The organism is Kitasatospora sp. Ki12 (assembly GCF_054601375.1).
Genome location: NZ_BAAIHT010000001.1, coordinates 2,862,989 through 2,876,660, shown reverse-complemented (window position 1 = coordinate 2,876,660; position 13,672 = coordinate 2,862,989). Strand labels below are relative to the sequence as shown.

Sequence of the window (13,672 nt, the reverse complement as noted above, 5' to 3'; positions counted from 1 at the left end):
GCCCTCGTCCGAGGGGAGCGTAGGGCGGCTGCTCCACCGGCCGGAGTGATTGCCCGGTTCCGGCCCGAACGATCGCGGGCCCGGCTACCCTGCCCCGCCGGCCTCGGCCCGGCCGGGCAGCCGGTCTGGCACACGCTCGGGCAGCCGGTCGAGCGTGATGCCGAAGTGCTCCCGGTAGGCAGCGAGCGCCTCCGGGCCGGTGAGCGTCCGCTCGGTGCGGGTGCCGTCGGGCGCGGTGCGGATCAGCCGGGTGCCGCTGAGCGTGGTCCGGCCGCCGTCCCCGGTGAGCACGGAGCAGGTGGTCGAGCGGGTGAAGTGCGACTCCGGCGAGGTGCTCTGCCACCAGCAGGTCGGCCCGAAGTCGGCGAGCGGGTACGGCCGTGGGTCGAGGCGGTACTGCGGGGCGCCGTCCATCAGGACGTCCAGGTCGCCGTGGGCGCCGTACGGGCGGACGGTGAACGTGCCGTGCGGGTCGGACTGCGGACCGCGCTCGTCCAGGCGCAGCGGGAGCCGGCTGAACCGGCCGAAGCCGACGTCGACCAGCCAGGGCTCGTCCAGGTCGACCCGCAGCGCGAGGTGGTCGAACGGCGGCCCGGGGCGCTCCCCGTCGAAGACCCGGCCGCTCAGCAGGCTCACCCGGTAGCCCAGGGAGCGCAGCAACTCGGCGAAGGCGCCGTTCAGTTCGTAGCAGAACCCGCCGCGCCGGCGGTCCACCAGCTTGGCCACCAGGGCCGCCGGGTCCAGCACGACCGGCTCGCCGAGGTGGATGCTCAGGTTCTCGAAGGGGACGGCCCGGAGGTGGGCGTGCTGCAGCCGGGCCAGCGCCGGGGCCGACGGCTCGCCCGGGTCCGGCACGTCGATGTGGGCCAGGTACGCCGTCCGCTCGGCGGGCGTCAGGCCCTCGTACGCCTTGTCGCGATCCATCGCCTCGTCGCGATCCGTCGCCTCGTCGCGATCCATCGCCTCGTCGTGATCCGTCGCCTCGTCGTGATCCATCCGCCCATTCCAGCCGGAGCGGGGGCGCCCGGCCATCGGTCCTTGGGCTTAGGACCTCTCAGCGGACATGCCACCGCCCCGGAGTGGGAGGTCGGCGGAGCCGACTTCTTCCGGGGCGGTACGCGTGTCAGGAATGACGGTGACTACTCGACCACGCCGGACTTGGCGATCTTGATGACGGCCGAGGTGCGGCCGCTCTGCGAGCCGAGCGACTCGATCTTCTTCACCAGGTCCAGGCCCTCGACGACCTCGCCGAAGACGACGTGCTTGCCGTCCAGCCAGTCGGTCACGATGGTGGTGATGAAGAACTGCGAGCCGTTGGTGTTCTTGCCCGCGTTGGCCATGGAGAGCAGGCCCGGGCGGTCGTGCTTCAGCTTGAAGTTCTCGTCCTCGAACTTCGCGCCGTAGATGCTCTTGCCGCCGGTGCCGTTGTGGTTGGTGAAGTCACCGCCCTGCAGCATGAAGGACGGGATCACGCGGTGGAAGCCGGAGCCCTCGTAGCCGAAGCCGTTCTGGCCGGTGGCCAGCTCGCGGAAGTTCTGGGCCGTCTTCGGGACGACCTCGTCGAACAGCTTGAAGACGATGCGGCCGGCCGGCTCGTCGTTGATGGTGATGTCGAAGAAAACGTTGGAACTCATGCAGGGATCATGGCACGAGCGGTCCGCTCCCGCTCGGTACCCCCGGGCGGGAGCGGGTGCGGGGCACCGTGTTATCCGGCCACCAGACCGGCCACCGGACCGTTCAGCGCGGGGTAGTCGGTGTACCCCTCGGCGTCGCCGCGGTACATCAGCCCGTCGCGGACCGGATTGAGCGGAGCGCCGGTGCGCAGGCGCTCCACCAGGTCCGGGTTGGCGAGGAAGCCGCGGCCAAAGGAGATCAGGTCCGCGCCCGCCGCCAGCAGCCGCTCGGCCGCGGCCCGGCCGCCGTCCTCGGGCAGCGGCCCGCCCCAGCCCAGCACCGGGTTGGCGATCAGGGTGCCCGGCCAGGTCTCGCGCAGCTCCCGGAAGACGGCGTCCTCCGGGTCGGCGAAGACCACGTGCAGGTAGCCGAGGCCGTCGTCGGCGAGCTCGCCGACCAGCGCGCGGTAGATCTCCGCGGTGTCCCCCTCGTCCATGCCCTGGCCGGTGAAGCCGGGCGAGACCCGCAGGCCGACCCGCTCCGGGCCGATCTCCGCCGCCACCGCCCGGACCACCTCCACCACGAAGCGGATCCGGTTCGCCACCGGGCCGCCGTACGCGTCGGTGCGCCGGTTGGTGTTCCGGGCGAGGAACTGGTGCAGCAGGTAGCCGTTGGCGCCGTGCACCTCGACCCCGGCGAAGCCCGCCTCGACGGCGTTGCGGGCGGCCGCCGCGAAGTCGGCCACCGTCTGCCGGATCTCCGCCGCGGTGAGCTCCCTCGGGACGACGGCCTCCCGGGGCCCGCCCGGGGTGTGGACGGGCTCCGGGAACGCGATCGGCGAGGGCGCGACCGGGTGCAGCCCGCTGTTCTCCGGGTGGCCGATCCGGCCGCCGTGCTGGAGCTGCAGGAACATCCGGCCGCCGGCCTCGGCGACCGCCCCGGTCACGGTGCGCCAGCCGGCCACGTGCTCGGGGGCGTGGACGGCCGGGATGTTGGCGTACGCCTGGCCGACCCGGTTCGGGGTGGCGGCCTCGGCGACGATCAGCCCGGCCCCGGCACGCTGCGCGTAGTACTCGGCCATGATCGGCCGCGGAAAACCGTCGGCGCCGGCCCGGGTGCGGGTCATCGGGGCCATCACCAGGCGGTTGGGAAGGTGCAGCGGGCCGATCTCGGCGGGCTGGAAGAGGCCGGCGGTTTCCGTGTTCGTCGTCATGCCGGAACCGTAGAAGCTAACATCGATGTCAGGTTCAAGGCCCCGCACGGCTCGACTCTGCACGGCCGGGGGGCGCGAAGCGGACGACGGGGTCGACGACGGGGTGGACGGCATGCGGATCGGCGAACTGGCCCGGCGGACGGGCGTGAGCGAGCGCTCGTTGCGCTACTACGAGCAGCAGGGCCTGCTGGTGGCCCGCCGCACCGACGGCGGCCACCGCGAGTACCCGGAGATGGCGGTCGACCGCGTCGTGCACATCCAGGAGCTCTACGCCGCCGGACTGAACAGCCGCACCATCTACAAGATCCTCCCCTGCATGCGGGACTCCGACGGCGGCCCCAGCGAGAGCGCCACCCCCCAGCTGGTCGAGGAGCTGACCTCGGAGCGCGCGCGGATCGACCGGATGATCACCGACCTGCTGCGCTCGCGCGCCGTGCTGGACGAGGTGATCCTGACCGCCTCCGGGGAGTCGTCGCAGCCGTCCGCCGAGGCCGCTTAGCCGGCCTGGCCCGCCTGGCCGTGGGTGGTCGGCTTGCGGGCCAGCAGATAGGCCTGCGGGACCCGCTCCCCCTCGTCCGGCTCGCGGACCGTACGGGAGGTCATCAGCAGGCCCGCCCCGCGGACCAGCTCCTCGACGCGCTCCGGCCGCAGCCGGCGGAAGTCCAGCGACACCGGGTGGCCGAAGGGCTCCTCCAGGCGCAGCGGCTCGTCGCCGACCTGGAAGGCGACCAGCAGCCGCCCGCCGGGGGCCAGCACCCGGGCGAACTCGGCGAACACCTCCGGGAGGCGCTCCGCCGGGGTGTGGATGATCGAGTACCAGGCCACCGCGCCGGTCAGCTCGCCGTCCCGGAAGGGCAGGTCGAACAGCGAGCCGACCTCGAACGGCACCTCCGGGTAGGCCGCCCTGGCCAGCTCGACCATCCGCGGCGAGAGGTCGATCCCGCGGACGTCCAGGCCGAGCCGGTGCAGGTGGTCCGTCACCCGGCCCGGGCCGCAGCCGAGTTCGGCCGTCCTGGGGTCCGGGCGTTCCGCGCGGACCAGGTCGGCGAAGAGCGCCAGCACCGCCCGGTCCACCGGCATGGTGTCCATCGCGTCCCGGAAGCGGTCGGCGTACTCGGTGGCGATGGCGTCGTAGAACGCCCTGGTCGTGGCGAGGAAGTCCGGCTCGGTCATGGACCGGCACCCTACCCGCCACCCCTGGACGTAGCATCGCCTTGGCCAACCAGCCTGAGGGGGACGGAAGATGGGCACCATCGGGGTCTACCTGGCGCATCCGCGACCGGGCAGCTTCAACCACGCGCTGTACGAGGCCGTGGTGGACGAACTACGGGGGCGCGGCTGCGCGGTGCGGGCCCACGACCTCTACGCGGAGGGCTTCGGGCCGCTGCTGACCGCCGAGGAGACCGGGACGGTGGACCCGGCGGCCCCGTCCGCCGACCCCCTGCTGGCCGCGCACCGCGCCGAAGTGGCCGGCCTGGACGCGCTGGTCCTGATCCACCCCAACTGGTGGGGCATGCCGCCCGCCGTCCTGGCCGGCTGGGCGCAGCGGGTGCTGGCCCCCGGCGTCGCCTACAAGCTCGGCACCGCCGACGGCGAACCGGCCGGGCTGCTGCGGGCCGGGCGGGCCCTGGTGCTCAACACCTCGGACACGCCCGAGGAGCGCGAGCGCGACGAGTTCGGCGACCCGCTGGAGCGGATCTGGGCGGCCTGCGTGCTGCCGTACGTCGGCGTCACCGACGTACGGCGGACGGTGTTCCGCACCGTCTCCGACTCGCCCGCCGGCCTCCGCGCCGAGTGGCTGCGGCAGGCGCGCGAACAGGCGGCGGCGCTGCTCGGCTGAGCCGGGCCGGCGGGTGCCGAGGGCGTCAGAGGTCCAGCTCCGCCACCGCCTGGTCGCCGCTCAGCTCGCCGGTCGGGCGGAAGCCCAGGCGGGCGTAGAACTCCGCCGGGCCCTCGGGGCCGGGCACGTAGGTGACGGTGGCGCGGGTGCCGCCGCGGCGGCGGATCTCGGCGCACACCTGCTCGACGGCGAAGCGGCCGTAGCCGCCGCGCTGCGCGTCGGCGTCGACCAGCAGGCGCCACAGGCCGGAGCGGGGCCGGTCGTCGGGCTGCTGGAAGCGGACGTCGAAGAAGGCCATCACGAAGCCCACCGGCCGCCCGTCGTCCAGGATCAGCCGGGGCCAGGCGGTCTCCCCGTACGCGTAGGCCTCGGCCAGCGACTTCACCACCGGCGCGACCAGGCCCTCCTGGTCGGGGCGCACCCGCAGGGCGAGGGCGGCGTCGATGGTGTCGGGGGTGATGACGGCCAGGCTGAGCGTGGAGGACATGGCGGGCAGCCTAAGGAGCGGGGCTGCCCGCCGTCACCTGCATTTCCCCTCGTCAGGAGGTCTGCGCGGAGGCGCCGCGGAGCCCCCGGGGACCCACCGCGAAGGCGTCAGGGGCTCACCGGGAGGCGCCGGCGGCTCACTCCCCCGCGGGGAAGTCCGTGGCGCGGCCGACCGCCGCCCAGGCCTCGGCCTCCTGCCGCGCCCCGTCCAGGACGCCGAGGACGCCGTCCACGGCGTCGCTGCCGAGCGCGAGCCGCAGCGGGGTGTGCTCGGCGTCCAGGGCGGCCAGGATCGCCGCGGCCGCCTTCACCGGGTCGCCGGGCTGCTTGCCGTCGGAGTCCGGCAGGCCGTTGCGGACCGGGCCGACCACCGCGTCGTAGGCGGCGATCGGAGCAGCGTGGGCGAGCGCGCCGCCGCCCGCGAAGCCCGTCCGGAACGAGCCCGGCTCGACGACCAGCACCTTGATCCCGAACCCGGCGACCTCCTGGGCCAGCGCCTCGGACAGCCCCTCCAGGGCGAACTTGGTGGCCGAGTAGGCCCCGACGCCCGGGAACGAGAAGCGGCCGCCCATGCTGCTCATCTGCACCACCGCGCCCGAGCCCTGGGCCCGCATGTGCGGCAGCACCGCGCGGGTGAGCGCGGCCGGGCCGAAGAAGTGCAGTTCCATCAGGTCCCGCAGTTCGCGGTCGGTGTACTCCTCGACCGCGCCGATCAGGCCGCGTCCGGCGTTGTTCACCAGGACGTCGATCCGCCCGTGGCGCTCGACGGCCTCCGTGACGACGGCGGGGATCCGCTCCGGGTCGGTGACGTCCAGCCGGACCGGGACCAGCCGCTCCGGGTGCGCGGCGGCCAGCTCCGCCAGCGCCTCGGGGCGCCTGGCGGCCGCGACGACGGTGTCGCCGGCCGCCAGGGCGGCCTCGGCGATCGCCTGGCCGAAGCCGGAGTTGGCGCCGGTGATCAGCCAGACCTTGCCGGCGGGGTGCTGCTCGGGGGTGTTGCCCATGATCCGTAATCTCCCGCGATCGTCGTTACGCCGTACGTGAGTTGACGATCATTTATGACATCGGTCAGCTGGATCCGTCCAGGACGGTTCGACGCCGGACGACAACTCGCCGGAACGCGAACGGCCCCCGACCGCGGACGGGCGGTCGGGGGCCGTGCGCCGGACCGTTCAGGTGCGACGGGCTCTGGTTACGGGAGGTTACGGGAGGTTGCGGGCCATCACGATCCGCTGGACCTGGTTGGTGCCCTCGTAGATCTGCGTGATCTTCGCGTCCCGCATCATCCGCTCCACCGGGTAGTCACGCGTGTACCCGTACCCGCCCAGCAACTGCACCGCGTCCGTCGTGATCTCCATCGCCGCGTCCGACGCGAAACACTTCGCCGCCGCCCCGAAGAACGTCAGATCCCCGTCCCCACGCTGCGACTTCGCCGCCGCCGCATACGTCAGCTGACGCGCCGCCTCCAGCTTCATCGCCATGTCCGCCAGCATGAACTGGACCCCCTGGAACTCCGCGATCGCCTTCCCGAACTGCTTGCGCTCCTTCACATACCCCTTCGCGTAGTCCAGCGCCCCCTGCGCGATCCCGATCGCCTGCGCCGCGATCGTCACCCGGGTGTGGTCCAGCGTCTTCATCGCCGTCGCGAAACCCGTCCCCTCCGCACCGATCATCCGGTCCGCAGGAATCCGCACATTGTCGAAGTACACCTCACGCGTCGGCGACCCCTTGATCCCCAGCTTCTTCTCCGGAGCACCGAACGACACACCCTCGTCGCCCTTCTCCACCACGAACGCCGAGATGCCCTTCGACCGCAGCTCCGGGTCGGTCACCGCCATCACCGTGTAGAACTCGGACACACCCGCGTTGGTGATCCAGCGCTTCACACCGTTCAGCACCCAGAAGTCCCCGTCGCGCACCGCCCGGGTCCGCATCCCCGCCGCGTCCGAACCCGCCTCCGGCTCCGACAGGCAGTACGAGAACATCCCCTCACCCCGCGCCAGCGCCCCCAGGTACTTCGCCTTCAGCTCCTCCGAACCCGACAGCTGCACCGGCAGCGACCCCAGCTTGTTCACCGCCGGGATCAACGACGACGACGCGCACACCCGCGCGACCTCCTCGATCACGATCACCGTCGCCAACGCGTCCGCACCCGCACCGCCGTACACCTCCGGCACGTGCACCGCATGCAGATCGTTCCCCTGCAACGCGTCCAACGCCTCCTGCGGGAACCGCCCCTGCTCGTCCACCTCCGCCGCGAACGGAGCGATCTTCGCCTCGGCCAGCGAACGCACCGCCTCACGGAGCATCTCGTGCTCCTCGGAGATACGGAAGAGATCGAAGTCAGCCGCCCCTGCGCTGCCAGCCATGATGCCTGCCTCGTCGTCCAGTGACCGGAGTCCCAGTGACCGAAGTCGGATCCGGTCCGATCGAACCGGTCCGATCGCCGTCGAATCCGGTGTTAACTACCGTTCAGTAGAGATCCTAGGGCTCCCACCTGCGGCTGCCTAGCGTTCCGGGCGTGCGGCCGGTCCCGGTGCGCCCTGGCAGGGCGGATAGCATCAGGGGCATCCGTACCGGTCGGGTCCGCGACCCGGACCGGTCGAGTCCGCCTCCAGGGAGAACCCGTGACCCTCCGCATCTCCGTGATCGGCACCGGCTACCTCGGCGCCACGCATGCCGCCGCGATGGCCGAGTTCGGCTTCGAGGTGCTGGGTCTGGACATCGACCCCGACAAGATCGCCATGCTCACCGCGGGCCGCGTCCCGATGTACGAGCCGGGACTGTCCGAGCTGCTGCTCAAGCACGTGGCCGGGCACGTGGGCCCCTCCTCGCCGAAGGCGGGCAAGGAGGGAGGATCGACCGGGCGACTGCGCTTCACCACCTCCGTCCAGGAGGTCGCCGAGTTCGCCGACGTGCACTTCGTCTGCGTCAACACCCCTCAGCGCAAGGGCGAGTTCGCCGCCGACATGTCCTACGTCGACACCGCGATCGACGAGCTGGCGCCGCACCTGACCCGCCCGGCCCTGGTGGTCGGCAAGTCCACCGTCCCGGTCGGCTCGGCGGCCCGGCTGGCCGAGCGGCTGGCCGCGCTGGCGCCGGTCGGCGAGGGCGCCGAACTCGCCTGGAACCCGGAGTTCCTACGCGAGGGCTTCGCCGTCCAGGACACCCTGCGGCCGGACCGGATCGTGGTCGGCACCCAGAGCGAGCGGGCCGAGCGGCTGCTGCGCGAGGTGTACGCGGAGCCGATCGCGGCCGGGGTGCCGTTCCTGGTCGCCGACTACGCGACCGCCGAGCTGGTCAAGGCGGCCGCCAACTCCTTCCTGGCCACCAAGATCTCCTTCATCAACGCGATGGCCGAGGTCTGCGAGGCGGCCGGCGCGGACGTCACCCTGCTCTCCACCGCGCTCGGCCACGACGAGCGGATCGGCCGCAAGTTCCTCAACTCCGGCCTCGGCTTCGGCGGCGGCTGCCTGCCCAAGGACATCCGCGCGTTCATGGCCAGGGCCGGCGAGCTCGGCGCCGACCAGGCACTGACCTTCCTGCGCGAGGTCGACTCGATCAACATGCGGCGCCGCTCCCGGATGGTCGAGCTGGCCCGCGAACAGTGCGGTGGCGGCTTCCTGGGCCGCCGGGTCGCCGTCCTCGGCGCCGCCTTCAAGCCCAACTCGGACGACATCCGGGACTCCCCCGCCCTCAACGTGGCCGCCCAGATCCAGCTCCAGGGCGCCCAGGTCACCGTCTACGACCCGAAGGCCGTGGACAACGCCCGCAAGATGTTCCCCTCCCTCGCCTACGCCGACTCCGCACTGGAGGCCGCCGAGGGCGCCCACGTCGTCCTCCACCTCACCGAGTGGGCCGAGTTCCGTGAGCTGGACCCGGCCGAACTCGGCGCCGTCGTCGCCGAACGCCGCCTCCTCGACGGCCGCAACGTCCTCGACGCCGACGCCTGGCGCGCCGCCGGCTGGACCTACCGCGCCCTCGGCCGCCCCAGCTGACCTCTGTTCCGAGCGCCCCGCCCCGTACCCGGGGGCGGGCGCTTCCGTGTTCCCCGGTCCGAGGACGAGCCTCCGGCACCTGCCCCCGCCCCGGAATCCCGCACCCGCGCCCGTCGTTGCTACCGGCATGACGAGCTACGGCGACGAAGCGACGGTCCGCGAGATCCTCACCGGCACCGGTGACACCTGGGCCGTGGTCGGCCTCTCCACCAACACCGCCCGGGCCGCCCACGGCGTGGCCCGGGTGCTCCAGCGCTACGGCAAGCGCGTGGTGCCCGTGCACCCGAAGGCCGAGACGGTCCTCGGCGAGCAGGGCTACGCCTCGCTCGCCGAGATCCCGTTCCCGGTCGACGTGGTGGACGTGTTCGTGAACAGCGCGCTGGCCGGGGAGGTGGCCGACCAGGCGGTGGCCGCCGGGGCGAAGGCCGTCTGGTTCCAGCTCGGCGTGATCGACGAGGCCGCGTACGAGCGGACCCGGGAGGCCGGGCTGGCCATGGTGATGGACAAGTGCCCGGCGATCGAGATCCCGCTGCTGGCCTAGGGCGTGTCTGACAATTCCCGCCGGGCGCGCGACGCCGGGGCACGCACCTCGCCGCGTTGTCGTCGGTCGCCGATGCTCCGCATGGCCTCCCTCCTCCGCCTTGCGATGCACGCACCCCAACGCCGCGCGCTGATCCGACGCGAATTGTCAGACACGCCCTAGGGCGCGCCGGCCTCAGGGCTTGGTGCCGTCCAGCTGGGCGATGGTGGCGATGGAGGGGCGGCGGGTGGCGCGCAGGGTGGTGGCGGCGGATTCGGCGTCGCGCAGGACGCGGACGGCGTTGTGCCAGGTGAGCTTGGCGAGGTCGGCCTCCGACCAGTGGCGGCGCAGGAGTTCGGCGACGAGGTTGGGGTAGCCGGCCACCGAGTCCAGGCCGTCCGGGAGGAAGGCGGTGCCGTCGAAGTCGCCGCCGATACCGATGTGGTCGATGCCGGCGACCTCGCGCATGTGGTCGAGGTGGTCGGCGACGGTGGCCGGGGTGGCGATCGGGCGGGGGCGCCCGGCCTCGAAGGCGCGCTGGCGTTCCATGGCCGGCGGGGTGGTGTCCAGCGGGTGGAAGCCGTGGGCGCGCATGTTCTCGTCGGCGGCCAGGGTCCATTCGATGGCCGCGGGCAGGATGAACTTGGGGACGAAGGTGGCCATCGCCACGCCGCCGTTGGCGGGCAGCTGGGCGAGCACGTCGTCCGGGATGTTGCGCGGGTGGTCGCAGACGGCGCGGGCGGAGGAGTGCGAGAAGACGACCGGCGCCTCGGTGACCCGCAGGGCGTCCCGCATGGTGTCGGCGGAGACGTGCGAGAGGTCGACGAGCATGCCGAGCCGGTTCATCTCCCGGACGACCTCCTCGCCGAAGCGGGTCAGCCCGCCGGCCACCGGCTTGTCGGTCGCGGAGTCGGCCCACGGCACGTTGTCGTTGTGGGTGAGCGTCAGGTAGCGCACGCCGAGCTCGTACAGGGCGCGCAGGGTGGCGAGCGAGCAGTCGATGGAGTGGCCGCCCTCGGCGCCCATGAGGGAGGCGATCCGGCCCTCGGCGCGGGCGGCCTCCATGTCGGCGGCGGTGCGGGCCAGGCGGAGCCGGTCGGGGTAGCGCTCGACGAGGGCGTGGACGAAGTCGACCTGTTCCAGGGTGGCGCTCACCGCGTGGTCGCCGGCCAGCGAGGCGGGCACGTAGACGGACCAGAACTGCGCGCCGACCCCGCCCTCCGCGAGGCGGGCGAGGTCGGTGTGGAGGCGGTCGCTCTGGTCGGCGGCGAGGTCGAGCGCGCCGAGGTCGTACCCGGCCTGCTCACGCATCGCCCAGGGGAGGTCGTTGTGGCCGTCCACCACGGGGGCGGTGCGGAGCAGGGCGCGGGCGCGGTCCAGCGGGGTGCGGGGGTCCGGGGCAGAGGTCATGCGAGCTGTTCTACCCCACCCCCGCACGGGGGCGAACCACCTGCCGTACTACTTGCCGAAGCTGAAGGGCCGGACTACTTGCCGAAGCCGAAGGAGGAGGATCCGGCCACCTTGGCCCGGAGCTTCTTGCCCTTCTCGGTGGCCTGGTTGTTCAGCTCGGCCTGGAACTCGGTCATCCGCTCGGTGAGCTCGGGGTCGAAGGCGGCGAGCATCCGCACGGCGAGCAGGCCGGCGTTGCGCGCGCCGGCCACCGAGACGGTCGCGACCGGGACGCCGGCCGGCATCTGGACGATCGACAGCAGGCTGTCCATGCCGTCCAGGTAGCGCAGCGGCACCGGCACGCCGATGACCGGCAGCGGGGTGACGGAGGCCAGCATGCCCGGGAGGTGGGCCGCGCCGCCGGCGCCCGCGATGATCGCCTTCAGGCCGCGCCGGTGGGCGTTCTCGCCGTAGGCGACCATCTCGCGCGGCATCCGGTGGGCGGAGACGACGTCCACCTCGTAGGCGATCTCGAACTCGTCGAGGGCCTGGGCGGCGGCCTCCATGACGGGCCAGTCGGAGTCCGAGCCCATGACGATGCCAACGACAGGGGAGGAGGTCATTCGGTGATCGTTCCTCGCAGGTAGGCGGCCGCGTGGCGGGCGCGCTCGCGGACGTCTTCGAGGTCGTCCCCGAAGACGTTGACGTGGCCGACCTTACGGCCAGGCTTCACGTCCTTCCCGTACATGTGGATCCGCAGCCCGGGGTCGCGGGCCATGCAGTGCAGGAAGGCGTGGTACATGTCCGGGTAGTCGCCGCCGAGGACGTTGACCATGACGGTCCACTTGGCGCGCGGCCGGGGGTCGCCGAGCGGGAGGTCGAGGACGGCCCGCAGGTGGTTCTCGAACTGCGAGGTGACGGCGCCGTCCTGGGTCCAGTGCCCGGAGTTGTGCGGGCGCATGGCCAGTTCGTTGACCAGGATCCGGCCGTCGCGGGTCTGGAACAGTTCGACGGCGAGGTGGCCGGTGATGCCGAGGTCGCCGGCGATCCGCAGGGCGAGCTGCTGGGCCTCGTCGGACAGGGCCGGGTCGAGGGCCGGCGCGGGGGCGGTGACCTCGGCGCAGACGCCGTTCTCCTGGACGCTCTCGACGACCGGGTAGGCGACGGCCTGGCCGCTGGGCGAGCGGACCACGTTGGCGGCCAGTTCGCGGACGAAGTCGACCTTCTCCTCGGCCAGCACGGGGACGCCGGCCAGGAACGGGGCCTGCGCCTCCCGCTCGTCGTCGACGACCCAGACGCCCTTGCCGTCGTAGCCGCCGCGGACGGTCTTGAGGACGACCGGGTATCCGGAGCCCTCCTCGGCGAAGGCGGTGACGTCGGCCGGGTCGGCGACGATCCGGTGGCGGGGGCAGGGCACGCCGATGGAGTCGAGCTTGGCCCGCATCACGCCCTTGTCCTGGGCGTTGACGAGCGCGTCCGGGCCGGGGCGGACGACGATGCCGTCGGCCTCCAGGGCCCGCAGGTGCTCGGTGGGGACGTGCTCGTGGTCGAAGGTGATCACGTCGCAGCCGGCGGCGAAGCGCCGCAGGGTGTCGAGGTCGCGGTAGTCACCGAGGACGACCTCGGAGACGACCTGCGCGGCGGAGTCCTGGGGCGTGTCGGCGAGGAGTTTGAACCTGACCCCGAGCGGGATGCCCGCCTGGTGTGCCATGCGGGCCAGCTGCCCGCCACCGATCATGCCCACCACTGGAAAATTCACATTGCCCGGGGAAGTCACCCGGCCAGGATATCCGGGCCGGTGGGGGGCGGTGGAGCCGCCGGTGGGGCCTCGACGGCGGACGCGCGTAGATGTCAAGCCCGGCCCCTCGGGGCTGAGCCGTTCGGCGGAAGCGGGTAGCCTGGTCCGCTAGGTCCTGGTACGCGCGGTCAGATGATGTGCGCGCACGGAGGACTTCCAGGGGTCAGCCACGCATCCGGTCCGGCCCCCTCGTCGGCAGGCACATGGAGGCAGCCCGGTATGACGACGACCGCCCCATCGAGCACCTCACTGGTCCAGCGGCTGCGCGGGGTCTCCGGCGAGGTCCTCAAGTTCGGCATCGTCGGCCTGGTCGGCGTCTTCGTGAACTTCGGCGTCTCCAACGCCGTCCTGCACCTGACCGGCTGGGCGCCCGTGCGCTGCTCGGTGATCGGGACGGCGGTGGCCATCGCCGCCAACTACCTCGGGTACCGCTACTGGGTCTACCGCGACACGGACGCGGCCTCGCGCCGGCGTGAGATCACGCTCTTCCTGATCTTCAGCGGTGTCGGGATGCTGATCGAGAACGGCACGGTCTGGTTCGCGACCTACACCCTCGGCCTGCACGGGCCGCTCGCCTACAACGTCTCCAAGGCGTTCGGCACCGGCCTCGGCACCCTCTTCCGCTTCTTCTCGTACCGGACCTGGGTGTTCACCGCGCTCCCCGAGCCGGCGGCCGCCGAGCAGCCCGGCAGCGGGCTCGCGACCGCGGAGGAGCCCGGCAGCGGGCTGGCGGCGCAGGCCGAACTGATGCTGGCGGCCGAGGAGATCCGGTACGCCAAGGCCGAGTAGCCCTTCCGCTTGCCGTACCTCTCCC

At 72.5% G+C, this 13,672-nt stretch carries 15 protein-coding genes; 5 read left to right on the top strand and 10 right to left on the bottom strand.

Annotated elements, in window-relative coordinates:
• Window positions 1-84: 84 nt before the first annotated feature.
• The 3 genes from ACYP53_RS12720 to ACYP53_RS12710 all read right to left on the bottom strand — a co-directional run bounded on the left by ACYP53_RS12720 (window position 85) and on the right by ACYP53_RS12710 (window position 2,827).
• Window positions 85-996, bottom strand: a complete 912-nt coding sequence (locus tag ACYP53_RS12720; RefSeq protein WP_459647427.1) for an arylamine N-acetyltransferase family protein — start codon at window positions 994-996, stop codon at window positions 85-87.
• Between the two features lie 143 nt (window positions 997-1,139).
• Window positions 1,140-1,634, bottom strand: coding sequence for a peptidylprolyl isomerase (locus ACYP53_RS12715; protein WP_189926155.1), 495 nt, complete (start codon window positions 1,632-1,634; stop codon window positions 1,140-1,142).
• A 71-nt stretch (window positions 1,635-1,705) separates the two neighbouring features.
• A complete protein-coding gene (locus ACYP53_RS12710; RefSeq protein WP_459647426.1) occupies window positions 1,706-2,827 on the bottom strand; it encodes an alkene reductase in 1,122 nt (373 codons plus the stop codon).
• Between the two features lie 112 nt (window positions 2,828-2,939).
• Here ACYP53_RS12710 and ACYP53_RS12705 point away from each other — a divergent pair, with 112 nt between their 5' ends.
• Window positions 2,940-3,326: a MerR family transcriptional regulator gene (locus ACYP53_RS12705; protein ID WP_459647974.1), complete on the top strand. Its 387-nt coding sequence runs from the start codon at window positions 2,940-2,942 to the stop codon at window positions 3,324-3,326.
• Here the strand turns inward: ACYP53_RS12705 and ACYP53_RS12700 are convergent.
• On the bottom strand, window positions 3,323-4,000 hold the full coding sequence (locus ACYP53_RS12700) for a class I SAM-dependent methyltransferase (protein WP_189926151.1): 678 nt from the start codon (window positions 3,998-4,000) through the stop codon (window positions 3,323-3,325). The two genes, ACYP53_RS12705 and ACYP53_RS12700, sit on opposite strands and share 4 nt — an antisense overlap.
• 70 nt (window positions 4,001-4,070) lie before the next feature.
• Here ACYP53_RS12700 and ACYP53_RS12695 point away from each other — a divergent pair, with 70 nt between their 5' ends.
• A complete protein-coding gene (locus tag ACYP53_RS12695) occupies window positions 4,071-4,667 on the top strand; it encodes an NAD(P)H-dependent oxidoreductase (protein ID WP_189926150.1) in 597 nt (198 codons plus the stop codon).
• Window positions 4,668-4,692: 25 nt separating this feature from the next.
• On the opposite strand, the gene ACYP53_RS12690 is transcribed toward ACYP53_RS12695, so the two are convergent.
• From ACYP53_RS12690 to ACYP53_RS12680, 3 genes are all read right to left on the bottom strand, one after another.
• Complete coding sequence (locus ACYP53_RS12690; protein ID WP_189926148.1) at window positions 4,693-5,154, bottom strand: GNAT family N-acetyltransferase; 462 nt, start codon at window positions 5,152-5,154, stop codon at window positions 4,693-4,695.
• Window positions 5,155-5,290: 136 nt separating this feature from the next.
• Window positions 5,291-6,157, bottom strand: coding sequence for an oxidoreductase (locus tag ACYP53_RS12685; protein ID WP_459647425.1), 867 nt, complete (start codon window positions 6,155-6,157; stop codon window positions 5,291-5,293).
• Between the two features lie 198 nt (window positions 6,158-6,355).
• Window positions 6,356-7,522, bottom strand: coding sequence for an acyl-CoA dehydrogenase family protein (locus tag ACYP53_RS12680; RefSeq protein WP_459647424.1), 1,167 nt, complete (start codon window positions 7,520-7,522; stop codon window positions 6,356-6,358).
• 258 nt (window positions 7,523-7,780) lie between these two features.
• On the opposite strand from ACYP53_RS12680, the gene ACYP53_RS12675 reads away from it, so the two are divergent.
• Both ACYP53_RS12675 and ACYP53_RS12670 read left to right on the top strand, forming a co-directional pair.
• A complete protein-coding gene (locus ACYP53_RS12675; RefSeq protein ID WP_459647423.1) occupies window positions 7,781-9,151 on the top strand; it encodes a UDP-glucose dehydrogenase family protein in 1,371 nt (456 codons plus the stop codon).
• Window positions 9,152-9,278: 127 nt separating this feature from the next.
• The gene (locus tag ACYP53_RS12670; protein ID WP_189916209.1) at window positions 9,279-9,692 is read left to right on the top strand and encodes a CoA-binding protein; all 414 of its coding nucleotides are present in this window, start codon (window positions 9,279-9,281) and stop codon (window positions 9,690-9,692) included.
• A 174-nt stretch (window positions 9,693-9,866) separates the two neighbouring features.
• Here the strand turns inward: ACYP53_RS12670 and ACYP53_RS12665 are convergent, their stop codons facing one another.
• The 3 genes from ACYP53_RS12665 to ACYP53_RS12655 all read right to left on the bottom strand — a co-directional run bounded on the left by ACYP53_RS12665 (window position 9,867) and on the right by ACYP53_RS12655 (window position 12,819).
• A complete protein-coding gene (locus ACYP53_RS12665) occupies window positions 9,867-11,081 on the bottom strand; it encodes a dipeptidase (protein ID WP_189916208.1) in 1,215 nt (404 codons plus the stop codon).
• A 74-nt stretch (window positions 11,082-11,155) separates the two neighbouring features.
• Window positions 11,156-11,683: a 5-(carboxyamino)imidazole ribonucleotide mutase gene (purE, locus tag ACYP53_RS12660; RefSeq protein ID WP_189916207.1), complete on the bottom strand. Its 528-nt coding sequence runs from the start codon at window positions 11,681-11,683 to the stop codon at window positions 11,156-11,158.
• A complete protein-coding gene (locus tag ACYP53_RS12655; protein WP_459647422.1) occupies window positions 11,680-12,819 on the bottom strand; it encodes a 5-(carboxyamino)imidazole ribonucleotide synthase in 1,140 nt (379 codons plus the stop codon). Before ACYP53_RS12655 ends, purE begins: the two co-directional genes overlap by 4 nt.
• Before the next feature lie 258 nt (window positions 12,820-13,077).
• Here ACYP53_RS12655 and ACYP53_RS12650 point away from each other — a divergent pair, with 258 nt between their 5' ends.
• Window positions 13,078-13,647, top strand: a complete 570-nt coding sequence (locus ACYP53_RS12650) for a GtrA family protein (protein WP_189916206.1) — start codon at window positions 13,078-13,080, stop codon at window positions 13,645-13,647.
• Window positions 13,648-13,672: the final 25 nt, after the last annotated feature.